Raw genomic sequence first — 22,442 nt, forward strand, 5'->3', positions numbered from 1 at the left:
GCATGAGTGAAAAAGCAATCCTGAGCTGCCGCAACCTGGGCAAATCCTACGAGGAAGGCCCGGAGTCGGTGGTCGTGCTGTCGAACCTGCAACTTGAACTGCACCCTGGCGAGCGCGTGGCGATCGTCGGCAGTTCCGGCTCCGGCAAAAGTACCTTGCTGAACCTGTTGGGCGGCCTCGATACGCCGTCCCAGGGCAGCGTATGGCTGGCCGGTGAAGAGCTATCGGCATTGGGTGAAAAGGCCCGTGGCCAACTGCGTAACCGTTCTCTTGGGTTCGTGTATCAGTTCCACCACCTGCTGCCGGAATTCACTGCCCTGGAAAACGTGTGCATGCCGCTGTTGATCGGCAAGACCGCGATCCCTGAAGCGCGCCAGCGTGCCAAGGCGCTGCTGGAGCGCGTCGGCCTGGGCCATCGGCTGGAACACAAGCCGGCGGAACTGTCCGGTGGCGAGCGTCAGCGTGTGGCGATTGCCCGTGCGCTGGTGAACAACCCGGGCCTGGTGATGCTCGACGAGCCTACCGGCAACCTCGACTCCCACACTGCCCAAGGCATCAAGGACTTGATGCTGGAACTGAGTACCCAGATGCGCACGGCGTTCCTGGTGGTGACCCATGACATGGGCATGGCCCATCAGATGGACCGGGTGCTGCACCTGCAGGAAGGTCATCTGGTCGCCATCTGACCTGTTTCAAGCCCGGTGCATGACACCGGGTTTTCTATTTTTCCAACGGTGCCCGCGAATGTTCAGACCGTTATCGATTTTCATCGGCACGCGCTATACCCGCGCCAAGCGCCGCAACCGTTTTGTTTCGTTCATCTCCATGACCTCGATGATCGGCCTCGCCCTGGGCGTGCTGGCGATGATCGTGGTGCTTTCGGTGATGAACGGCTTCCAGCGCGAAATGAGCTCGCGCATCCTCGGCATGGTGCCCCACGCGACCATCGTCGGCGTGAACCCGATCGACAACTGGCAGCCGGTGGCGGAGGCTGCGCTGAAGAATCCGGAGGTGACCGCCGCGGTGCCTTTCACGCAAATGGACGGCATGTTTTCCTATAAAGGCGCCATGCAGCCGATCGAGATCAGCGGCGTCGACCCGGCCCAGGAGGGCAAGGTTTCCATCGTGGCGCAGCATATCGTGCGGGGCAAACTGGAAGACCTGAAACCCGGTGAGTTCGGCGTGGTAGTCGGCGATATCACCGCGCGGCGTTTTCGCTTGAACGTCGGGGACAAACTGACCCTGATCGTGCCGGAAGTCAGCAGTGCCCCCGGCGGCATCACTCCGCGGATGCAGCGCCTGAACGTGGTGGGTATCTTCAAGGTCGGTGCCGAGCTGGATGGTTCCATGGCCCTGATCCACATGGCCGATGCCGCAGAAATCCAGCATTGGCAGCCCAACCAGGTACAAAGCGTGCGCCTGGCGGTGAAAGACTTGTACGCAGCGCCCAAGGTCTCGTCGGACATCGCCGGTGGCCTGGGCGCATCCTACAAACCGGATGACTGGACCCACACCCAGGGCAGTCTGTTCAGCGCGATGAAGATGGAAAAGACCATGATCGGCCTGCTGTTGCTGATGATCGTCGCCGTGGCCGCATTCAACATCATCGCTACGCTGATCATGGTGGTGAACGACAAGGGGGCGGACATTGCGATCTTGCGCACCATCGGCGCCACGCCGCGGCAGATCATGGCGATCTTCATGGTGCAGGGCACGGTGATCGGTATCGTCGGCACCTTGATTGGCGGCGTGTTGGGCGTGATTGCGGCGTTGAACGTGAGCGAGCTGGTGGGCTGGGTGGAGCGTGTGACCGGGCAGCATATCTTCAGTTCGGACGTGTATTTCGTCAGCAACCTGCCTTCTGAACTGCAGGGTGGTGACGTGTTGCTGATTTGCACGGCGGGGTTCGTATTGAGCTTTTTGGCGACGCTGTATCCGGCGTATCGGGCGGCGAAGATCGAGCCGGCGCACGCCCTCAGATATTCGTAAGCCTTCAGGCCGCCATCGCAGGCAAGCCAGCTCCCACATTTGAATGTATTCACAGCTCAAAATGTGGGAGCTGGCAACTCAATCACAAACCTGGTCCAACCCTTGCCCGCTTCACAGTAAATCCTCCCCCCATGCGCTCGCACAATCGATTGGGTAATCGCCAACCCCAGCCCCGCATGCTCGCTGCTGCCCTCGTGGCGCGCCGGGTCCGCGCGGTAGAACCGATCGAACAATCTCGGCAGCAGCTCTGCTGGAACACCTTCCCCGGTGTTTTCCACCGATAGCCTCACCCCGGTTTCCATGTGCACACGCACTTCGCCACCGGGCGGGGTAAACCGTAGCGCGTTATCCAGCAGATTCGACAATGCCCGGCGCAACATGCCGCGATCCCCCGTCGTGTGCGCAGTGCCCTCGCGCACCAGGCTGACCTGCGCGTCCTCCGCCAGCAGTGCGAAGAACTCCAGCAAGGCGTCCACTTCATCGGCCAAGGCCAGAGGTTCGCGCCTGGGCACCAGCAAACCGTGATCTGCCTTGGCCAGGTACAACATGTCGTTGACCAGTTGCGCCATCCATTGCAGTTCTTCCAGATTGCTATGCAGCGCCTCGCGATAATCCTCCAGTGGGCGCGGCTGGGTGAGGATGACCTGGGTCTGGGTCAGCAGGTTCGACAACGGCGTGCGCAGTTCATGGGCGATATCGGCGGAGAACGCCGAAAGGCGCTGAAAGGCGTCATCCAGGCGCCCCAGCATGGCGTTGAACGTTTGGGCGAGTTCCGCCAGTTCCGCTGGCATGTGCTGGTGGGGCAGGCGTTGGGTGAGGGAGTGGGCCGAGACGTTGGCAGCCACTTCCCCCATGCGCCGCAGCGGACGCAGGCCGCTGCGCGCTGCCCAGGCGCCAAGCAGCGCGGTGGCCAGGGCCGAGAGGCCGACGGTGAACCAGATCAAGCGTTGCATGCGTTGCAGAAAGTGTTGGTGATGGGTGATGTCGAGCATCAGCGTCAGTTGGGGGGTGTTCGGCTGGTTCGGCAGCAAAGGGGCGTTATACACCCGGTAATCCGTGCCGGCGTTTTGCAGGCGGTGCAGGCCGCTCGCCTCGGGCAAGGTGACACCAGGGGCGGTGTCATACCAGCGCTGGCCATCGGCGCTGATGCGCAACGCAAGGTCGGGCTGGCGATTGAGTTCGGCCTGCAGTTGCGCCTCCCGCTGGGCGAACGACTGGAGCGTGTCGACGCCTTGCAGCGTGATGCGCAGCGCCGCGAGCTTGCTATCGAGCAACTGTTGGTCCAGCTCGACGAAGTGCGCCTCGCTGGCCCGGTTGAACAGCACCCCCGCCAGTAAGGACACCACGGCAGTGCAGGCGGCAAACAGCAGCGCCAGGCGGCTGGCCAGGGACAGGCGCTTGATCAATCGCACCGCTCCTCCAGGACATACCCCATGCCGCGTACGGTGTGGATCAGTTTGTCGGGGAAACCATCGTCGACTTTGATGCGCAGACGGCGGACCGCCACTTCGATGATGTTGGTGTCGCTGTCGAAGTTCATGTCCCAGACCTGGGAGGCGATCAGCGACTTAGGCAGCACCTCGCCCTGACGGCGCAACAGCAGCTCCAGCAAAGAGAACTCCTTGGCGGTGAGGTCGATGCGTTGGCCGCTTCGTTCGACGCGGCGGCGAATCAGGTCCAGGCGCAGGTCGGCCAGTTGCAGGGCGGTTTCCTGGGGGGCGCTACTGCCACGGCGCAACAGGCTGCGCACGCGAGCCAGCAATTCGGAAAACGCGAAAGGTTTGACCAGGTAATCGTCGGCACCCAACTCCAGGCCGTGCACGCGGTCTTCGACGGCGTCCCGTGCGGTGAGGAACAACACCGGAATTTCCAGACCGGCGCCACGCACGGCCTGAAGAATCTGCCAGCCGTCGCGGCCCGGCAGCATGACGTCGAGGATCAGCAGGTCATAGTCACCGGTCAACGCCAGGTGCTGGCCACTGGTGCCATCGGCCACCAGTTCGGTGGTAAAACCCGCCTCGGCCAAGCCCTGGCGCAGGTAATGGCCGGTTTTGGGTTGGTCTTCGACGATCAGCAGTTTCATGGGCAACTCTTGGCAACAGGTAACGACAGGCTTTATACCGTGGGCATCGGGACGGAAGTGCAACCTGACAAAGTTGTAATCTAGCAGTCAGCTCGCTGGCAGCCGGGCAATCTTAGAGTGCTGCCCAGGCGAATCCCACATTTCTGGAGAAAGAACGATGGCGTTGCGTACACCCGGGTTGCTGGCTGCTTGCCTGCTGGCGCTGAGTTTCGATGCGGTCGCCGATGCGACTCACACCTTCGCGTTCGGCCAGCCGGCGCCGGCGAGCCAGGCCACGCGCACGGTGGAAGTGACGCTGCAGGACATTGCCTTCTCGCCCAAGTCCCTGGAGGTCAAGGCCGGCGAGACGGTGCGTTTTGTGCTGGTGAATAAAGGGCAGTTGCTTCACGAATTCAATCTGGGTGATGCGGCCATGCATGCCGAACACCAGAAAGAAATGCTGAAAATGCAGGCCAGCGGCATGCTTACCGCTACCGGCATGGGCAAGATGGACCACAGCGCCATGGGGCACGGCGATATGGGCGGCATGAAACACGACGATCCCAACAGTGTGCTGGTGGAACCCGGCAAAACCGCCGAGCTGACCTGGACGTTCGCCAAGGCCACAGGCCTGGAGTTTGCCTGCAACCTTCCCGGGCATTATCAGGCGGGGATGGTCGGCAAGCTCAGCGTCGATTGATCCAGTGGCGTTTAGGCGCGGGGGCAAAGGCTGGTAGACTGCCGGGGTTTATTTAGCCAGGTTTCCGCCATGCATCCCGCAGCCGAACATTCGCCGCTGGGCAAGTCCAGTGAATACATCTCCACGTACACCCCGTCGTTGCTATTCCCGATCCCTCGCGCGGCCAAGTGGGCCGAACTGGGCCTGAGCGCCGAGACGCTGCCATACAAGGGCGTGGATTTCTGGAACTGCTTCGAGTTGTCCTGGCTGTTGCCTTCGGGTAAACCGGTGGTGGCCATTGGCGAATTCAGCATCCCGGCAGATTCGCCGAATATCATCGAATCCAAGTCCTTCAAGCTGTACCTCAACTCGTTGAACCAGACTGCGTTTGCCGATACGGCCAGCCTGGAAACGACCCTGCGTACAGACCTCAGTGCCGCCGCCGGCAAGGCCGTGACCGTGCGTATTCGTACATTGGCCGAGATCGAGGCTGAGGGCGTGATGGCTTTGCCGGGCGTATGCATCGATGGCCTGGATATCAACGTCAGTAGTTATGAGCATCCGCGCCCGGAACTGCTGCGTTGTGATCAGTCGCGTGTTGTGGAGGAGAGCGTGCACAGCCACCTGCTCAAATCCAACTGCCCGGTGACCAGCCAGCCGGATTGGGGCAGCGTGGTGGTGGAGTACCGTGGCCCTGCGCTGGATCACGCCAGCCTGCTCGAATACATCGTGAGCTTTCGCCAGCACTCGGATTTCCATGAGCAGTGCGTGGAGCGGATCTTTCTCGACCTGCAGCGGTTGCTCAAGCCCGAAAAGCTGACGGTGTATGCGCGGTATGTGCGCCGGGGCGGGCTGGACATCAACCCGTACCGCAGCACTGAGGATGTGGCGTTCCAGAATGTGCGCCTGGCTCGCCAGTAACTATCACACAAATCAAATGTGGGAGCTGGCTTGCCTGCGATGTCGGTGTGTCAGTCATCAAATGGGTGACTGAATGATCGCTATCGCAGGCAAGCCAACTCCCACATTGGGTCGTGCATTTGGTCTGGGATTTAGATCAGATCCCGATGTTGCCCAAGGTGATCAGAATGTTGCGCAATGTCCCGGAAATCACCGGGTGGTCAGTGTCGAACTCGATGGCGGCTTGATTCACATCATCGGAAATACTCGGTGTTTGAGTAGCCGGCTCAAGTTCAAGCTGCAATTCAAATTTGGCAATCAAGGCTTCCAGTGCTTTACGTTTTTCTTCTGGCAGCGGCGGTTCCTGTTCCAACTGCCCGCGCAGGATCTCGACCTGTTCTTCCAACTTTTTGCGATCAGGCATGGCGTATTTCCTTTTATCGATAGGCACTGGCATAGACCACGGCGCGCCGTGAAAGGTCTACGGGCTGACCTGTAGATTAATCCACCGGCGCCGACTGTGCATGACCTCGATCAGGGCTTCTCGCCTTTGAGCCGGCGCAGACTGATGTCAGCCAGGCAGGTGTCGAGCTCGCCGAGGTGGTCGATCACCGAGTGCACGCCCAACCCATAGAGCGCCACGGTGGCTTTCGCGCGTTTGTGCTCGCGTTGCTGCTCGGTGAGTGCCTGCCAGGCTTCGGGCGCCATGCCGCACAACGAACCGCAGGACGCGAGCCCGATGGTCCACAGCCCGGCGTTGAGTCCGGATTGCAGCAAGCGCGGCTCTCCACTGATCAGCACGCAGCCTTCCAGGCGTTCGATGTTGAGTTCCATCAAGGCCTGCCAACATGCATGGGGCGCCGGCCAGCGGATCGGGGAGGGTTGTGTGGCGTTCACCCAGGTCGGCAGGGCGGCGGACAAAGGCGTGGTGACGGCGGGGGGCAGCTCATCCAGCCAGGCGCAGGGCACGCCGCGCTCCTTGAGGCTGCGCAGAATCTTCAGCGCGCCCGGCGTGGCCAGGGAACTGGAAGCGGGCGTGTCGCTACGGGCCTGGGAACCGAAATCCACGAGGCAGCCACTCAGGCCAAACAACACGGCAGTCAAGGCGGGGGGGCTGGCGATGGCAATCTCGGCGTGAGGCATTAGGACATCCCTGAAATAGCTGTGACGCTATCGATGTGGGATGACAAGCGGATGACATTGCTGATCAAATTGTAGGAATTTTGTGCATTTGGCGTGTGACGTTTCCTGCTTGCTGCCTAAATGGACACTTCCGTCATATACTGACGGCCTTATTCAGGGCATAGCGCCCATGACAGATTATTCAAGGAGCCAAAGCTATGCGCTGGAGCCAATATTTCGCTCAGCTGTCGGTGTGCGCCACTATCCTCATGGCGCCGTTCGCCGCTCAGGCTGCGTCGGAAGATGACCCGTGGGAAAGCGTCAACCGGCCGATCTTCACCTTCAACGACACCGTTGATACCTACGCGCTCAAGCCGCTGGCCCAGGGTTATCAGTTCGTGACCCCGCAGTTCATGCAGGATGGCGTGCATAACTTCTTCCGCAATATCGGTGACGTAGGCAACCTGGCCAACGACCTGCTGCAACTCAAGCCGCACGCGGCGGGCGTCGATACCGCGCGCTTGCTGATGAACACCACCTTCGGTGTGTTGGGTTTCATTGATGTCGGCACCAAAATGGGGCTGGTGCGCAACGACGAAGATTTCGGCCAGACCCTCGGCTACTGGGGCGTAGGCAGTGGCCCTTACGTGATGCTGCCGCTGCTGGGCCCAAGCACCCTGCGTGACGCGCCGTCCAAGTACGTGGACAGCTACACCCAGCCCTACCGTTACATGAACGATATCGGCTGGCGCAACAGTACGTTCGGGCTGAACATCGTTGATACCCGTGCCAGCCTGCTCGACAGCGAGAAGCTGATCACTGGCGACAAATACACCTTCATCCGCAACGCTTACCTGCAGAATCGCGAGTTCAAGGTCAAGGACGGCAAGGTGGTCGACGACTTTTAAGTCGTGATGTTTTGAAATGAAAAAAGGCGATCCGATTGTGACCGCCTTTTTTATGCGTGGTTTTCAACGCATTTTCAGTATCTTGAGGCCCAGGTGCTGGTCATCCCCAACGGTTTTGGTCCACACCACTTCAGTGTCGGCCTCCAGACCCTTGAGCGCCGCGTGTTCCGAATCGATGCGCACGACCAGACGGTCGCCGACGTTGAACTGGCGAGGCGCCTGCACCTGCATGCCGGAGCTGGAAAGGTCCAGGCACACCCCGGCAATCTCTTGCCCGGCATGGATCAAGGACACATCGGCATCCACGCGCATGCGGATGAAATCGCGTTTTTCAGCGTAGTCGCGCTCACGTTCGCTCACAGGTTCCATCCTTACTTTGTGTTGTGGTGGTGGTTGTTCTTATAACTCTCGGTGATTTGCGGTGTAAAGACGCTCGGCGACCATCGGCATGAGCTTGAAACCCCTGGCGGATGGGAGTACCGTCTGCGCCTTAGAAGGGCACCTCTGCTTTACGGTTGTGCATGGGTAAGATCCCAATGCTTTGTAGGACAGAGAGGCTAGAAAGCGAATCCAGTAGTGCGAGCCCGGCCATTGTCGAGCTGCCTACGCCAACCTAATTCTGGCGCCGTTTGCCCACATGCAAAAAACCAGTGCCACGCTGCTGATAATCGATGACGACGAAGTAGTGCGCGCGAGCCTCGCGGCCTATTTGGAAGACAGTGGCTTCAGCGTCCTGCAGGCCAGTAATGGCCAGTTGGGTCTCCAAGTGTTCGAGCGCGACCAGCCCGATCTCGTGATCTGCGATCTGCGCATGCCCCAGATGGGCGGCCTTGAGCTGATTCGCCAGGTGACCGATCTTGCCCCGCAGACGCCGGTGATTGTTGTCTCCGGTGCCGGGGTGATGAACGATGCGGTCGAGGCCCTGCGCCTGGGCGCCGCCGATTACCTGATCAAACCCCTGGAAGACCTGGCAGTGCTGGAGCACTCGGTGCGCCGAGCGTTGGACCGTGCGCGCCTGCTGGTGGAGAACCAGCGCTACCGCGAAAAGCTCGAAACCGCCAACCGCGAGCTCGAAGCCAGCCTGAACCTGCTCCAGGAAGACCAGAACGCCGGTCGCCAGGTGCAGATGAACATGCTGCCGGTCAGCCCTTGGACCATCGACGATTTCAAGTTTGCGCACCAGATCATCCCGTCGTTGTACCTGTCGGGTGATTTTGTCGATTATTTTCGTGTGGATGAGCGGCGTGTTGCGTTCTACCTGGCCGATGTCTCCGGCCACGGTGCTTCATCCGCCTTTGTGACCGTGCTGTTGAAGTTCATGACGACACGGCTGCTGTTTGAATCCAAGCGCAATGGCACCTTGCCGGAGTTTACCCCCTCCGAGGTGCTGGGCCACATCAACCGGGGCCTGATCAGCTGCAAGCTGGGCAAGCACGTAACGATGGTCGGCGGCGTGATTGATGAAGAAACCGGTCTTTTGACCTACAGCATCGGCGGCCACCTGCCGATGCCGGTTTTGTACACTCCTGACAGTGTGCGTTATCTGGAAGGGCGTGGTCTGCCCGTGGGCCTGTTCAATGAGGCGACCTACGAAGACCACATTCTGGAGCTGCCCCCGACGTTCAGCCTTACGCTGATGTCTGATGGCATCCTGGATCTGCTTCCAGAGCCTACACTCAAAGAGAAAGAAGCCGCCTTGCCCCAAAAGGTCAAGGCAGCGGGCGGCAGCCTGGATGGCCTGCGGCAGGTTTTTGGATTGGCCACGCTGGGGGAGATGCCGGATGATATCGCCCTATTGGTGTTGAGCAGGAATCTTTGATGAGTACCGGAAGAATCCAGTTCGCCGAGCAAGACGGGACTTTCGTCCTGAAGTTTGTCGGTGAAGTGCGCCTGACCTTGTGTTCGGCGCTGGATGCGACGATTGAGCGGATTTTCACTGCGCTGAATTTCTCGGCGATCGTGATCGATCTGACCGAAACCCGCAGCATCGATAGCACCACCCTTGGCTTGTTGGCCAAGTTGTCCATTCTGTCGCGGCAGAAGGTCGGCCTGTTGCCAACGGTTGTCACCACCCATGAAGACATCACCCGTTTGTTGCAGTCCATGGGTTTCGATCAGGTGTTCAACATCGTTGATCGTCCGATTCCCTGCCCGGAGTGCCTGACCGATCTGCCGTCCCAGGACCAGTCCGAGGAAGTGGTACGGGTCAAGGTGCTGGAGGCGCACAAGATCCTGATGGGCTTGAACGAGTCCAATCGTGAAGCGTTTCACGACCTCGTGAACGCCCTCGAGCGCCACTGACAGAACGCTGCCCTTGTAGGAGCTGCGCAGGGCTTCAGGTCAGCGAATAAAAAAGGGCGGCACCCGCAAAGGTGCCGCCCTTTTTTGCCGCCTTCTGTCTTACAGCTTGGCAGTCAACAACGCCTCAAGCTTCTCTTGGTCGCGCGCAAACTGACGAATACCTTCGGCCAGCTTCTCGGTTGCCATCGGATCCTCGTTGGACAGCCAGCGGAACTGCGCTTCAGTCAGATGCACCCGCGCTTCACCCGCATGCCCTGGCGACAGCTTGCGCTCCAACTTGCCCTCGTCGGATGCCAGCTTTTCCAGCAAGTCCGGGCTGATGGTCAGACGGTCGCAGCCGGCCAGTTCTTCGATCTGGCTCAGGTTACGGAAGCTCGCGCCCATCACCACGGTCTTGTAACCATTGGCTTTGTAGTAGTTGTAGATGCGTGTCACTGACTGTACACCCGGATCATCGGCGCCACTGTAGTCGTTGCCGTTGGCCTTCTTGTACCAGTCGTAGATGCGGCCCACGAACGGCGAAATCAGGTACACCCCGGCTTCGGCACAGGCCACGGCCTGGGCGAATGAGAACAGCAGGGTCAGGTTGGTCTGGATGCCTTCTTTTTCCAGCTTCTCTGCGGCGCGGATGCCTTCCCAGGTGGAGGCGATCTTGATCAGCACGCGATCACGGCCAACCCCGGCTTTTTCATACAGGTCGATCAGACGGTGCGCACGTTTGAGAATGGCAGCTTCGTCAAACGACAGACGGGCATCTACCTCAGTGGAAATACGGCCCGGCACCACTTTGAGGATCTCTTGGCCCACCGCTACCGCAAAGCGGTCGCTGGCCAGGCCTACGTCACCGTTGCAGTCCTGCACGCTTTCATCCAGCAGCTTGGCGTAGGCCGGAATCGATGCTGCCTTGAGCAGCAGGGAAGGGTTGGTAGTGGCGTCTTGTGGCTTGAGCTTGGCGAGGGTGGAGAAATCGCCGGTATCGGCTACGACGGTAGTGAACTGCTTGAGTTGTTCCAGCTTGGAAGTCATGGGCGTGCTCTGTCCTGTGGGTCTGGTGACATTACCCGAGCGCCGACAGGCGCTCAAGGGCGCAAATGCGTTCGATCGTTTGCGAGGGCAACAACCTGAAAACAGCTGTTTGAATGACCGGCCTTGCTGGTAAATAAGAGGTCCAAATGGCTGACAGGTTCAATGTGATTGAGGTTGGCCGACGAGGTTATTGGCGAGCATTAATTAATAAGGAGAACGCTGCTGTTTGGATAATGTGAAAAACTTTATTTTTAGTTAATTGAGTTGTTCCTGTTGTTGCCTGTGCTATACCTGATTCGCAGACGCCATGTAGGCCGATAAAAACTCTGATGACTTAACTGTCCGCGGCGAAGTGCGTGTTGCCTGTTCATTCAACTCTATTTATTCGCGTATTGCCAAGTGCAGGAGAAATGTGATGAAACGGAACGCAGCAATATTATTCGCCGTCGTGGGTTTTCTATGTTCAACAACGGTGTTGGCAGATGTCACGGTAAAGCAGGCACTTTCCCAAGGCTGTTACGACAATGAGGAAATGCGTAACAACATTGATGCAGCCAAGGCCGCCAGCTCCATAGGCACTCGTACTCTCGAAAAGGAAAAGGAGCTGACCTCAAGCTACGGGGACAAGATCACCTATGCCAGAGTGACGGCACCTGATACCTGGGTCTATCGAGCGTATGAAGGTGCAAACACCAACAATTGGCATGTCAGCAAGCTGAAGGAGGGCGTGATCTACTCCAAGGCCCAGAACGAAGTGCAAAGGTATATACGCGACGGCCACACCGCCGCAGATTTCTGGTTGAGGGACGGACCTGACTTACATACTCCGGGTCTTGCCAGTGCCATCTACACAACCATGCGCTTGCTCGCGCTACAATCCAGCGACACGCCGCAAAGCCAGTTTGTGAGTTTTGCCCTGGATTACGCCACCACCGGTACATTCGGAGACGCTGTGTATGCGCTTCAGGTCAATCCGGATTCACCCATTCTTGGGTTGGTCGACTGCAAAACAGCAAAGGGTGAAGTTCAAGTTCAAATTCTGGGTGGTAAAACATTTGACACGCTGTATCGAAAACTTAGAAGTGAGCATACGTGGAAACGATATGACCGGAACACTCAACAATGGATAGCGGTGTCCAACGGAACAGTGCCGGAGCACTAAGTAAGGTATTAGCGAGGGCCGACAACTTAGTCGCGCCCTCGTTCTCAACGCCCTTCCAGCAATGCAGCGGCCTTGTCGAGCAATTCCAGTGGGTCGCTGGCCTTATGAATATCCACCGACAACAACTGCCTGAACTTGCGTGCTCCCGGGAAACCGGTGCCCAGCCCCAGCACATGCCGCGTAATGTGGTGCATGGTTCCGCCGGTGGCCAAATGCTCGGCAATATAGGGGCGTAACTGCGCCAGCGCCTCTGCCCGGCCAATGACTGGCTGTGTGCTGCCAAACAACTGTTGATCCACCTGCGCCAGCAAATACGGATTGTGATAAGCCTCGCGGCCCAGCATCACCCCATCAAACGTCTGCAGGTGCTCATGGCACTGCTCCAAGGTCTTGATGCCACCGTTGAGGTTAATCTCCAGTTCAGGGAAATCCCGCTTCAATTGCGCCGCCACGTCATAACGCAACGGCGGAATGTCACGGTTTTCCTTGGGCGACAGCCCTTCCAGAATCGCAATCCGCGCGTGTACGGTGAAACTCGTGCAGCCAGCGTCCTTCACCTGCCCAACGAAATCGCAGAGCTCGGCATAACTGTCCCGCCCATTGATCCCGATGCGATGCTTCACCGTCACTGGAATCGACACCGCATCGCGCATCGCCTTCACGCAATCCGCCACCAGGGCAGGGTGCGCCATCAGAATCGCACCGATCATATTGTTCTGCACCCGATCACTGGGGCAGCCGACGTTCAGGTTCACCTCATCGTACCCCGCGACCTCGGCCATGCGGGCGCACGCCGCCAAGTCCGCCGGGACACTGCCGCCCAACTGCAACGCCAACGGGTGTTCGGCTTCGTCATGACGCAGAAAACGCTCATGATCGCCATGCAGGATCGCGCCGGTGGTGACCATCTCGGTATAGAGCAGGGCGTGTTTGGACAGCAGGCGCAGGAAGTACCGGCAATGTCTGTCCGTCCAATCCATCATAGGTGCAACGCTAAAGCGCCGAGACAGTGCGGGGCTTGATTCTGCTGGGCTAAAGCTTTGTTTATCTGGCATTTTACTCAACGTGTTTTGGGGCGAGTCGGTGTGATACAGCGATCACTTTCAGAACAGGGGCGCAATTCTAACAAGAGACCCAGGCGTTCGCCTGAAAACACGCTTTGCCGGTGCAGACCAGTGCAACGCCTTGGTAGTGCCCTGCCTACGTTGCATAAGCAGGGCGGCTGTAGGATGGGGCGTTGTCGTTATTTCACGAGCGCATGCCCAATGCTTGTCGCTGGATCGCTTTGCAAAAAGTTTGTCACGAGCGTGTTGAATGCCTGGGGATTTTGCAGGAACGCGAAATGGCTGGTGCCTGGAATAAATGCCAGCGACGCATTGGGGAGGGTATTGGCAATGTAGCGAGTATGTTCTGGGCGGATAGCCTCGTCATGCTCGCCGTCAACGACCAGCACGGGGGCTTTGATGGTTTTCAGTTGTGCTTCAGTCCAATCCGGCTGGGTGCTGTACATCAGCGTCAGCTGAGCATTCAGTTGTTCAAATCCCTTGGGTGTTGGGGACAGCGTTGCATATTCCTGTGGGGCCCGTTTCAGCATTTGCGCGAAGGCCGGTTTTTTATCGGCATCGGTGAATGTTCCAGCGGCATCAACGTTTGCGCCAAAGGCGACGACGCGGTCGACTTTAAGTGGATAGCGCATGGCAAGGTCCAGAGCGGTAATGCCGCCATCGCTCCAGCCCAGAAAGTTAGCCTTGGCCACCCCGAGTTGGGTCATCAGGACTGCGACGTCGTCGGCAAACAAGTCATAGCCGAGGGGTTGTTCGCCCTGGGAGCTGCGACCGTGCCCGCGGGTGTCTACGGAAATGACTTTAAAGTGTTTGGAAAGCAATGCTGCCTGGTTAGCCAGGTAGTCCGAATTGGCAGGTCCACCGTGAAGTATGACCAGTGGATAACCCTCGCCGCTGATGGAATAGGCCAACTTTATTCCATTGACATCCGCTGTTTTAAACAAGGCTGAATTTTTTGGCGTGGGTGGCAGGATCTCCCATTGATTGGCTGCTGCATGGGCAGTGCCTCCCGCTAAAAGGCCGGCGAGTAAGCCGGCATGAAGGAGGGTCGTGCGCAGGGTGATGAAGGGGGTGTTGAACAGCGAGAAGTTCATGAGCATTTACCTAGAGTTCAAGAAAAAAGTAACGTACTTGATTAGCACTAGGGAGACGCCTGAGAGGGAAATCTATTCCTGACTGGTGGTTTTCCCTAGGGCGGGTAAATGCTCTTTGGTCGAAGAGACAGAGGGCGCGCGGTGTTTTGAGGCCTGGGAGCAAACGCTCAGGCAGCGTTATCGGCAAGGTTGCAATATTGCCCTTTGAAATACAGCAACGGCTGCGTAGCAGGGCCTTCTTGCACGTTGAGCGCTTTCACTTCGCCGATCACAATCAGATGGTCGCCGGCAACATGTTCGGCATGAATTTCGCAATCAAGCCAGTGCAGGCTGCCGGCAATGATCGGATTGCCCAGCGGCGACTTCTGCCACTCGACGTCCTGCCACTTGTCTGTCCCTTTGCGGGCGAACTGGTTGGAAATCCTGACCTGTTCACCCGAGAGGATGTTGACGACGAATCGACCGGCCTGGCGAATCTTGGGATAACTGGCCGAGCTGGACATCACGCTGAATGACACCAGTGGCGGGCTCATCGACACGCTATAGAACGATTGGCAAGTGAAGCCAATCGGCTCGTCATCAATGTGCGATGTAATCACTGTGATACCGGATGCGTAGTGTCCGAGAGCTTCGCGAAAGCTCAATGGCTCGATAGCGGTATGGGGACGTGACATAAGTAAGTCCTGAATGGTGTTCGCGACTCGACACCAGTGAGGCGGGCATGGCGCAGCGTAATGATCTGGTTGATTCAAACGGCGCCAATGCCTGCTCCGGTGTCAGTGCTGCACTAGTTCGAAAGTTCTCTTCGGACGATTTCTGCACCGGCACTCAATGCATTCAGCTTGCCCCTGGCCACGCGGCGAGACAGCGGAGCCATGCCGCAGTTGGTGCAAGGGTAGAGTTTGTCGGCGTCTACAAACTGAAGTGCCTTACGCAACGTAGCGGCCACTTCCTCGGGCGTTTCAATGGTATCGCTCGCCACATCAATGGCGCCGACCATTACTTTTTTGCCACGAATGAGCTCAATGAGGTCCATGGGCACATGCGAGTTGTGGCATTCCAGCGAAATGATATCGATGCTGGACTTTTGCAGTTTGGGGAAGGCTTCTTCATATTGCCGCCACTCTGACCCCAGGGTCTTTTTCCAATCCGTGTTGGCCTTGATGCCATAACCGTAGCAAATATGCACCGCGGTTTCGCACTTAAGGCCTTCAATGGCTCTTTCCAGGGTGGCAACGCCCCAATCATTTACCTCATCAAAGAACACGTTAAAGGCGGGCTCGTCGAATTGGATGATATCCACGCCGGCCGCTTCGAGTTCCCTGGCTTCCTCATTGAGGATCTTGGCGAATTCCCACGCCAGTTTTTCGCGGCTCTTATAGTGGTTGTCATAGAGCGTATCGATCATCGTCATGGGGCCCGGCAGCGCCCATTTTATGGGCTGTTGGGTTTGCTGACGCAAGAACTTGGCATCTTCCACAAACACCGGTTTCTGGCGGGCAACAGCGCCTACCACAGTCGGTACGCTCGCATCGTAGCGATCACGAATTCTGACGGTTTCACGTTTTTCGAAATCAACGCTGCTGAGGTGTTCAATAAACGTGGTGACGAAATGCTGGCGAGTTTGTTCACCGTCGCTGACGATATCAATACCGGCGTGTTGTTGTTCCTGCAATGACAAACGCAAGGCATCCTGCTTGCCTTCAATCAAGGCGTCGTCTTGCAATTTCCAGGGTGACCAAAGGGTTTCCGGTTGTGCCAGCCAGGATGGTTTGGGGAGGCTGCCGGCAGTTGAAGTGGGTAACAGTTTTTTCATAAGAGATAACCTTGTGTTTTTAATGAGTCAAAGCGCGTAGTGGGCGGACCACTGCTCAAGCGTGGCCTGGTAGGGCTTGATAAAGTGCTCTTCGACAAACGCGCCTTGCTCGACCGCCAGACGGCTACGCTCTTCGCGGTCGTAAACAATTCGGGTTAACGAATAATCCTGGTGTTTCAAACTCGGTGTATAGGACTTTCCTGCGGCAGAATTCGCGTTGTAGATCTCGGGACGGTAGATCTTCTGGAAGGTATCCATGGTGCTGATGGTGCTGATCAGCTCGAGGTTCGTGTAGTCACCCAGCAAATCGCCGGCAAAGTAAAAGGCCAGCGGAGCGACGCTGTTGGGCGGCATGAAATAGCGCACCTTCAAGCCCATCTTCTTGAAGTACTCATCGGTCAGAGAGTAATCATCCTGCTGGTATTCAACACCGAGTACCGGGTGCTGATTCTCAGTGCGTTGGTAGGTCTTGCTGCTCGAGACGCTCAGGCAGATAACCGGGGGCTTGTTGAAGTGCTCCTTATAGGTGTTGGAGTTGACGAAACACTTGAACAGTTTTCCGTGCAGCTCTCCAAAATTCTCAGGGGTGCTGAACGTCGACTGGTTCTTGTTGTGCCCCAGCAATAGCACGCTGAAGTCATAGTCTCGCACGTAGGAGGAGAAGTTATTGCCGATCATGCCCTCGATACGCTCGTTTGTTTTGCGATCGACAATGCTGGTTTTCAATATTTCAATCAAAGGCAGCGCCTTGTCGCTGCGATCGGCATCCAGGTTCATTTCAATGGAGATGATTTCAAGTTCAACCGTGTAGCGGTCACCCTTGGGATTGTCCCAATGCGCCAGCGCATTGAAGCGGTTGTCAATCATCTTCAAGGTGTTGCGCAAGTTCTCTTGGCGACTCTGGCCACGGGCCAGATTCGCAAAATTGGTCGTAATGCGTGTGTTGTCCGAGGGATGATAGTTTTCATCGAAACTCGTGCTTTTGATCGTGAATGCAAATTCTGTATTCATTGTAATTGGCTACCCTGATGTCTGAGATAACGCCTGAATGCGCAGGCTGTTTTGTTATCCTGGCGGCTTATTTTCTAAGATTGACGGGCATTTTAGGCGGGGCCATGGGTTGACTGAAAACGAATTGATTTCACTAAATCTTTAGTCAGATTCATGAAGGGGGACGTGTCACTTTGCGGGAGGGGGCAGGCGTTCGGTGACCATAGCTCCAACAAGGCCACCGAAGTGAGCTTGCGTGGCCGTGGGTTGGGGAGGCGCTAGGAGAATACGGTTCCGGGTTGCTGCACAACGACTGATGGCGTCATACAGCTACTGAGCTTGGACGAGCGGAGTTTGGCAGGTACAGCCAGAGTCCATCCTGCAATTCAAGACTGAGCAGGGGACCGGTATTGGCCTATGAGCACTCTAGAGATCACAAGCGAAGCGCCGAATAGAAAACCCAGAAATGCTCCCAGAAAGATGAATTTTTTCGAATTTTTAGTGTTGATGGCTTGTACGTCATCGACAACATTAAAGGCTCTCAAGCCGCTTTCTGAACCCGACGCTGGAAGGTTGAGTGCCAACGCTTTCGAGTTGGCCTCGCCCAGTGCGTTATTCAGTTGGGATTTGGCGAGTTCTTCTGAACTTGCAGTGGTTGAGGCGAGATAAAGCACTGGTTCGTTCTTACCGGACTTGGGCATGACGTCTTTCAACGTGATCGATTTGGCAGCCAAAGCCCCAGCGGCTGTATAAAAAATATCGCGTTGTATGGAATTCAAAAACTTGGATTCCAATAAAGTATTTTTTTCAGCAGGCTCAATAGCATTTTTAGTTGCCTCGTTGTAGAGGCTTAGCAGTGAGGGCTTGGCAAGGTAGGTGCTGGCTGTCCACTGTTCAGGGGATGCTGCATACAATGACAGCGAGATAATGACACCCGCAGCCGTGATAGCGGTGATAACTAGTTTTTTATGCCAGAGAGCATGAATGAACGGCAGCAAATCTATCTCATCATCACAGGCGCGGCTTTTTGGATTCGTTGAGGTTGGCACGAAAAAAGTCCTTTCTTTATGTCCAAAAATTGTATCTTAAAAACTTAAGTTATGTGGTGATTCAGCCTGATTCAAATAGGCGCGCTGTCGACCCCTGTGTTTATGATCCACGGCGCAGCGCAATCGTTCACACCGGCGCCACCAAAATCAAAGTTGGTGGCTTGCGATTGGACACCGATTCAACCCGTGTTCTTCAGGTTTGTTGCGTTGAGACTGGAGGGGGTTATGCCTGGACGCCGCTCGACCCCAAAATCAACCGAACCCCCAACGCACCCATCACCACGCCTGCCGTGCGATCAAACCAATGCTTGGAGCGCAGATACAGCGCACGTGGACGCTCGGACGAAAACGCCAGTGCCACCACCGTGTACCAACCTGCTTCAATGGCGAAAATCGCCGGCAACAGCACGGCAAAGGTCCAAACCGGTGGATTGGCCGGTAAAAACGCCGCGAAAATGCTGCCGTAGACAATAGCAGCCTTGGGGTTGCTCAACTGTGTCACGGCAGCCAGGGAGAAAGATTTGCGCACGCTCTGTGGGCGGCCATCGGCGGTGGTGGGCACGACGATCGGGCTTTTGGCCGAACGCCACAGTTGCACGGCGAGCCATACCAGGTAGGCGCCGCCCAGGATTTTCAGGATCACGTACAACCACTGCGCCTGGGCGAGCAGGGTTTGCAGCCCGAGCAGACCCAGCCCGCCATATACCACGCCGCCAACACCCATGCCCATGGCCGCTGCCAGTGCGTCACGGCGAGAGAGGGCGATGGCGGTGCGGGTGACGAAGACGAAGCTGGGGCCGGGGCTGGCGGCGCCGACTGCGATGGCGCCGAGGATGCTGAGCAGGGGGAGGGTGATATCCATGGGAAGCCCTTCTTTTTGTGCTGCGTGAGTTGGGGATAAAGATGTCTCAACAGCACAACAGTTCAGGGCCCGGGTTTATTCCCTGCGATCAATGCCCGCCTTTCATGCGTCGCGCCATCACGTAGAGGCCCAGCCCCACCAGCGCTGTCGCCGCGCCGATGTAGCCGGTGCTGGTCCAGCCCAGCCCGGCGGTAATCGCCATTCCGCCAAACCATGGCCCCAGCGCGTTGGCCAGGTTGAATGCGGCATGGTTGGATGCCGCCGCCAGGCTCGGGGCTTCATGGGCGATATCCATCAGGCGGATCTGCAAGGGGGCGGCCAGTGCGACCATCGTACCGACCAGCCCCATGCTCAGCAGCACGCCCCAGAGCGAGGCTGCCGCGAAGGGGAAGAATAGCAATACCGCCATTGACCACACCAGGATCAAACCCACCGCACGGAACTGCAAACGGTCGAAGAGCTTGCCACCGGCGATATTGCCGATGATGCCGCCGATGCCAAATGCGGCCAGGCCAAAAGGAATCCATTGGGGGGTAACCCGGGTCACTTCCAGCATGGTCGGCGCCAGGTAGCTGAAGACGCAGAACATTCCGGCAAAACCGATGGCACCGATGGACAGGGCCATCCACACCTGGGGTTTGGTAAAAGCGCGCAATTCCTTGCGCGGGTCGCTGCGTTGTTCGTCGTGGCGGTGCGGCACGAACTGCCAGACCAGCGCGATCGTGCACAGGGCAATCACGCTGACCAGTGCAAACGCCGAGCGCCAGCCCAGGTGTTGGCCGAGGAAGGTGGCGATGGGGTTGCCCAGCAGCATCGCCAAGGTCAGGCCCATCATCACGCGCGCTACCGCACCGGCGCGCTTGTCGTTGGGCACCATGCTGGACGCGACCACGGCGGCAATCCCGAAATAGGCACCGTGGGGCAGGCCGCTGATAAAACGGAAGGCTACCAGCGAGCCGAAGGTCGGCGTGAAGGCCGTGGCGAAGTTGCCCAGGGCATACAAACCCATCAGCAACAGCAGCATATGCTTGCGCAGCAGTTTGGCGCCCAGGATCGCCAGCAGTGGCGCGCCGACCATCACGCCGAGGGCGTAGGCGCTGATGGCATGGCCCACCTGGGGCTCGCTCAGGTTCAGGTTATGAGCGATGTCAGGCATCAGGCCCATGATGGCGAATTCGCCAGTACCGATCGCGAAGGCGCCCACAGCCATGGCCGCTTCCATCTTGGCAGCGCTGCGCGCGGGCAGTACGTGCCCCGGTGTTTGGTGGATAGACATGGATCGCTCTGTATTGAAGGGTGGTACAGGTAGGAGGCGTCGATGCTACGCAAGCTGCGGCAAGGGTGTCTAGAACAGCCTTTTGCCTGAGCGTTCCAGGGCTGTGACCCCAGGTCGCGCCCGTCGGTCTTGACAGCGGTGGAGCAAAACCCGCGATTTAGAGCTGTCAATTGGCCAAACGGCGCATAAACGCTGTTTGGCGTGATATTCTGCGCGCCGTCTTGGTCTAGTCTTTCCCCGGTGCGTACACCTGTATACGTCCCGGCGGTTGGCTGTCGGCCAGGTAGCTGAAGCCAATAATGATAAGAAGTCAGCGCAGAAGGGACATAAAAGTGAGGTCGATGCATCGGCCTTGTGTGCCCACCCTGCGGTTCCCGAATGAATGTGCACACCCCACGGTGCGTTGCCTGGCGCAGCGTGAAGGCGGGTTGCCCATGATCAGGGGCGGTAGGGCGGATGGCGTTTTATCATAGGTGCTACTGATGTTTAAAAAAGTAAACACTGCCCTGCTGGGGCTGGCTTTGTCGCTGGGGATCACGTCCGTTCACGCGGCAGAGGCAAAGAAAGTCGATGTGCTGCTGATCGGCGGCGGCATCATGAGTGCCACGCTGGGTGTCTGGCTCAATGAGCTGGAGCCGGGCTGGTCGATGGAGATGGTCGAGCGTCTCGACGGCGTGGCCGAAGAAAGCTCCAACGGCTGGAACAACGCCGGTACCGGTCACTCCGCCCTGGCTGAACTGAACTACACCCCGGAAGACAAGAACGGCAACGTTGAGATCCCGAAAGCGGTCGAGATCAACGAAGCGTTCCAGATCTCCCGTCAGTTCTGGTCCTGGCAGGTCCGCCAAGGCGTGCTGAAGGACCCTCGTTCGTTCATCAACACCACACCGCACATGAGCTTCGTGTGGGGCGATGACAACATCAAGTTCCTGAAAAAACGCTACGAAGCCCTGAAGGCCAGTCCGCTGTTCGCTGGCATGCAGTACTCCGAAGACCCGGCGCAGATCGCCAAGTGGGTTCCGCTGATGATGGAAGGGCGTGACCCGAACCAGAAAATCGCGGCTACCTGGAGCCCGCTGGGTACCGACATGAACTTCGGCGAGATCACCCGCCAGTTCGTCGCTCACCTGCAGACCACGCCTAAGTTCGACCTGAAACTGTCGAGCGAAGTGCAGGACATCACCAAGAACGCCGACGGTTCGTGGCGTGTGAGCTACAAAAACCTGAAGGACGGCACCAAGACCGAAACCGACGCCAAATTCGTGTTCATCGGCGCTGGCGGTGGTGCACTGCACTTGCTGCAAAAGTCGGGTATTCCTGAAGCCAAGGAATACGCTGGCTTCCCGGTAGGTGGTTCGTTCCTGGTGACCGATAACCCAGCGGTTGCCGAGCAACACCTGGCCAAGGCCTACGGCAAGGCTTCGGTTGGCGCGCCACCGATGTCGGTTCCGCACCTGGACACCCGCGTGCTGGATGGCAAGCGCGTGATCCTGTTTGGCCCATTCGCGACCTTCTCGACCAAGTTCCTGAAAGAAGGCTCGTACCTGGACCTGCTGACCAGCACCACCACCCACAACATCTGGCCAATGACCAAGGTCGGTATTCGTGAATACCCACTGGTCGAGTACCTCGCCGGCCAACTGATGCTGTCCGATGACGACCGCTTCAAGGCGCTGCAAGAATACTTCCCGAACGCCAAGCAATCCGACTGGCGCCTGTGGCAAGCCGGCCAGCGCGTGCAGATCATCAAGCGTGACGAAGAGCAGGGCGGCGTCCTGAAACTCGGCACCGAAGTGGTCAGCTCCGCCGATAACACCATCGCAGGTCTGTTGGGGGCATCGCCAGGCGCGTCCACCGCGGCTCCGATCATGCTGACCGTGCTGCAGAAAGTGTTCAAGGACAAGGTCGCGACGCCTGAGTGGCAGGCCAAGCTGCACCAGATCGTACCGAGCTACGGCACCAAGCTGAACGACAGCCCGGAAGCGGTTGCCAAGGAGTGGGCCTACACCGCCGAAGTCCTGCAACTGCCCACGCCGCCTGTGATTCCGCAAATGGCTGCACCAAAGGCCACCGAGGCTGCCAAGCCTGCGGCTGAGCCGAGCAAGCCGGCGTCCGACCTGGCGCTGTAAGCGACACCTCGAT

At 57.9% G+C, this 22,442-nt stretch carries 23 protein-coding genes; 9 read left to right on the plus strand and 14 right to left on the minus strand.

Annotation, left to right across the window (positions count from 1 at the left end; genetic code table 11):
* The first annotated feature begins 2 nt into the window (after positions 1-2).
* Positions 3-686, plus strand: a complete 684-nt coding sequence (gene lolD / locus ACW9IB_RS02565) for a lipoprotein-releasing ABC transporter ATP-binding protein LolD (RefSeq protein ID WP_457364591.1) — start codon at positions 3-5, stop codon at positions 684-686.
* A 58-nt stretch (positions 687-744) separates the two neighbouring features.
* Positions 745-1,989: a lipoprotein-releasing ABC transporter permease subunit gene (locus ACW9IB_RS02570; RefSeq protein ID WP_457364590.1), complete on the plus strand. Its 1,245-nt coding sequence runs from the start codon at positions 745-747 to the stop codon at positions 1,987-1,989.
* Positions 1,990-2,045: 56 nt separating this feature from the next.
* Here ACW9IB_RS02570 and ACW9IB_RS02575 read toward each other — a convergent pair whose 3' ends face one another.
* Positions 2,046-3,395, minus strand: a complete 1,350-nt coding sequence (locus tag ACW9IB_RS02575) for a heavy metal sensor histidine kinase (protein WP_457412152.1) — start codon at positions 3,393-3,395, stop codon at positions 2,046-2,048.
* Positions 3,392-4,072, minus strand: coding sequence for a heavy metal response regulator transcription factor (locus ACW9IB_RS02580; RefSeq protein ID WP_457364588.1), 681 nt, complete (start codon positions 4,070-4,072; stop codon positions 3,392-3,394). Before ACW9IB_RS02580 ends, ACW9IB_RS02575 begins: the two co-directional genes overlap by 4 nt.
* A gap of 157 nt (positions 4,073-4,229) precedes the next feature.
* Here ACW9IB_RS02580 and copI point away from each other — a divergent pair, with 157 nt between their 5' ends.
* Together copI and queF are read left to right on the plus strand one after the other, a co-directional pair.
* Positions 4,230-4,751, plus strand: a complete 522-nt coding sequence (gene copI, locus ACW9IB_RS02585) for a copper-resistant cuproprotein CopI (RefSeq protein ID WP_457364587.1) — start codon at positions 4,230-4,232, stop codon at positions 4,749-4,751.
* Positions 4,752-4,820: 69 nt separating this feature from the next.
* Positions 4,821-5,651 (plus strand): NADPH-dependent 7-cyano-7-deazaguanine reductase QueF, encoded by an 831-nt coding sequence (gene queF, locus ACW9IB_RS02590; protein WP_457412155.1) that lies wholly within the window; start codon positions 4,821-4,823, stop codon positions 5,649-5,651.
* A gap of 136 nt (positions 5,652-5,787) precedes the next feature.
* Here queF and ACW9IB_RS02595 read toward each other — a convergent pair whose 3' ends face one another.
* Both ACW9IB_RS02595 and ACW9IB_RS02600 read right to left on the minus strand, forming a co-directional pair.
* Complete coding sequence (locus ACW9IB_RS02595) at positions 5,788-6,054, minus strand: DUF4404 family protein (RefSeq protein ID WP_457412156.1); 267 nt, start codon at positions 6,052-6,054, stop codon at positions 5,788-5,790.
* 110 nt (positions 6,055-6,164) lie between these two features.
* On the minus strand, positions 6,165-6,773 hold the full coding sequence (locus tag ACW9IB_RS02600) for an HAD family phosphatase (protein WP_457412158.1): 609 nt from the start codon (positions 6,771-6,773) through the stop codon (positions 6,165-6,167).
* 248 nt (positions 6,774-7,021) lie between these two features.
* Between ACW9IB_RS02600 and ACW9IB_RS02605 the strand changes: the two genes are divergently transcribed.
* Positions 7,022-7,660: an MlaA family lipoprotein gene (locus tag ACW9IB_RS02605; protein WP_457364746.1), complete on the plus strand. Its 639-nt coding sequence runs from the start codon at positions 7,022-7,024 to the stop codon at positions 7,658-7,660.
* A gap of 63 nt (positions 7,661-7,723) precedes the next feature.
* On the opposite strand, the gene ACW9IB_RS02610 is transcribed toward ACW9IB_RS02605, so the two are convergent.
* On the minus strand, positions 7,724-8,020 hold the full coding sequence (locus ACW9IB_RS02610) for a PilZ domain-containing protein (RefSeq protein WP_457412160.1): 297 nt from the start codon (positions 8,018-8,020) through the stop codon (positions 7,724-7,726).
* Positions 8,021-8,297: 277 nt separating this feature from the next.
* On the opposite strand from ACW9IB_RS02610, the gene rssB reads away from it, so the two are divergent.
* A complete protein-coding gene (gene rssB, locus ACW9IB_RS02615; RefSeq protein ID WP_457364582.1) occupies positions 8,298-9,479 on the plus strand; it encodes a two-component system response regulator RssB in 1,182 nt (393 codons plus the stop codon).
* Positions 9,479-9,961 (plus strand): anti-sigma factor antagonist RssC, encoded by a 483-nt coding sequence (gene rssC / locus ACW9IB_RS02620; protein ID WP_003172602.1) that lies wholly within the window; start codon positions 9,479-9,481, stop codon positions 9,959-9,961. The genes rssB and rssC overlap by 1 nt, the downstream gene beginning before the upstream one ends.
* A gap of 99 nt (positions 9,962-10,060) precedes the next feature.
* Here rssC and tal read toward each other — a convergent pair whose 3' ends face one another.
* Positions 10,061-10,987, minus strand: coding sequence for a transaldolase (gene tal / locus ACW9IB_RS02625; protein WP_457364581.1), 927 nt, complete (start codon positions 10,985-10,987; stop codon positions 10,061-10,063).
* A 415-nt stretch (positions 10,988-11,402) separates the two neighbouring features.
* Between tal and ACW9IB_RS02630 the strand changes: the two genes are divergently transcribed.
* Entirely contained in the window at positions 11,403-12,149 is a 747-nt protein-coding gene (locus tag ACW9IB_RS02630; protein ID WP_457412162.1) for a hypothetical protein, read from the plus strand.
* A 44-nt stretch (positions 12,150-12,193) separates the two neighbouring features.
* Here ACW9IB_RS02630 and dusA read toward each other — a convergent pair whose 3' ends face one another.
* The 8 genes from dusA to ACW9IB_RS02670 form a co-directional block, all read right to left on the minus strand.
* A complete protein-coding gene (dusA, locus tag ACW9IB_RS02635) occupies positions 12,194-13,204 on the minus strand; it encodes a tRNA dihydrouridine(20/20a) synthase DusA (protein WP_457412163.1) in 1,011 nt (336 codons plus the stop codon).
* A 188-nt stretch (positions 13,205-13,392) separates the two neighbouring features.
* Positions 13,393-14,307 carry an alpha/beta fold hydrolase gene (locus tag ACW9IB_RS02640; RefSeq protein ID WP_457412166.1) on the minus strand — a complete coding sequence of 305 codons (915 nt, stop codon included), beginning with the start codon at positions 14,305-14,307 and terminating at the stop codon, positions 13,393-13,395.
* A 167-nt stretch (positions 14,308-14,474) separates the two neighbouring features.
* Entirely contained in the window at positions 14,475-14,981 is a 507-nt protein-coding gene (locus ACW9IB_RS02645; RefSeq protein ID WP_457364572.1) for a flavin reductase family protein, read from the minus strand.
* Between the two features lie 113 nt (positions 14,982-15,094).
* Positions 15,095-16,123 carry a methionine synthase gene (locus tag ACW9IB_RS02650; RefSeq protein ID WP_457412168.1) on the minus strand — a complete coding sequence of 343 codons (1,029 nt, stop codon included), beginning with the start codon at positions 16,121-16,123 and terminating at the stop codon, positions 15,095-15,097.
* A 27-nt stretch (positions 16,124-16,150) separates the two neighbouring features.
* Entirely contained in the window at positions 16,151-17,134 is a 984-nt protein-coding gene (locus tag ACW9IB_RS02655; RefSeq protein ID WP_457412170.1) for a DUF1852 domain-containing protein, read from the minus strand.
* A gap of 365 nt (positions 17,135-17,499) precedes the next feature.
* Positions 17,500-18,162 carry a Wzz/FepE/Etk N-terminal domain-containing protein gene (locus tag ACW9IB_RS02660; RefSeq protein ID WP_457412171.1) on the minus strand — a complete coding sequence of 221 codons (663 nt, stop codon included), beginning with the start codon at positions 18,160-18,162 and terminating at the stop codon, positions 17,500-17,502.
* Positions 18,163-18,385: 223 nt separating this feature from the next.
* Positions 18,386-19,024 carry a LysE family translocator gene (locus tag ACW9IB_RS02665; protein ID WP_457412174.1) on the minus strand — a complete coding sequence of 213 codons (639 nt, stop codon included), beginning with the start codon at positions 19,022-19,024 and terminating at the stop codon, positions 18,386-18,388.
* 88 nt (positions 19,025-19,112) lie between these two features.
* Complete coding sequence (locus ACW9IB_RS02670) at positions 19,113-20,300, minus strand: MFS transporter (RefSeq protein ID WP_457412177.1); 1,188 nt, start codon at positions 20,298-20,300, stop codon at positions 19,113-19,115.
* Positions 20,301-20,782: 482 nt separating this feature from the next.
* Here ACW9IB_RS02670 and mqo point away from each other — a divergent pair, with 482 nt between their 5' ends.
* Positions 20,783-22,429, plus strand: a complete 1,647-nt coding sequence (mqo, locus tag ACW9IB_RS02675) for a malate dehydrogenase (quinone) (protein WP_457364565.1) — start codon at positions 20,783-20,785, stop codon at positions 22,427-22,429.
* Positions 22,430-22,442 lie beyond the last annotated feature (13 nt).

Source organism: Pseudomonas sp. SDO524_S393, assembly GCF_054071875.1.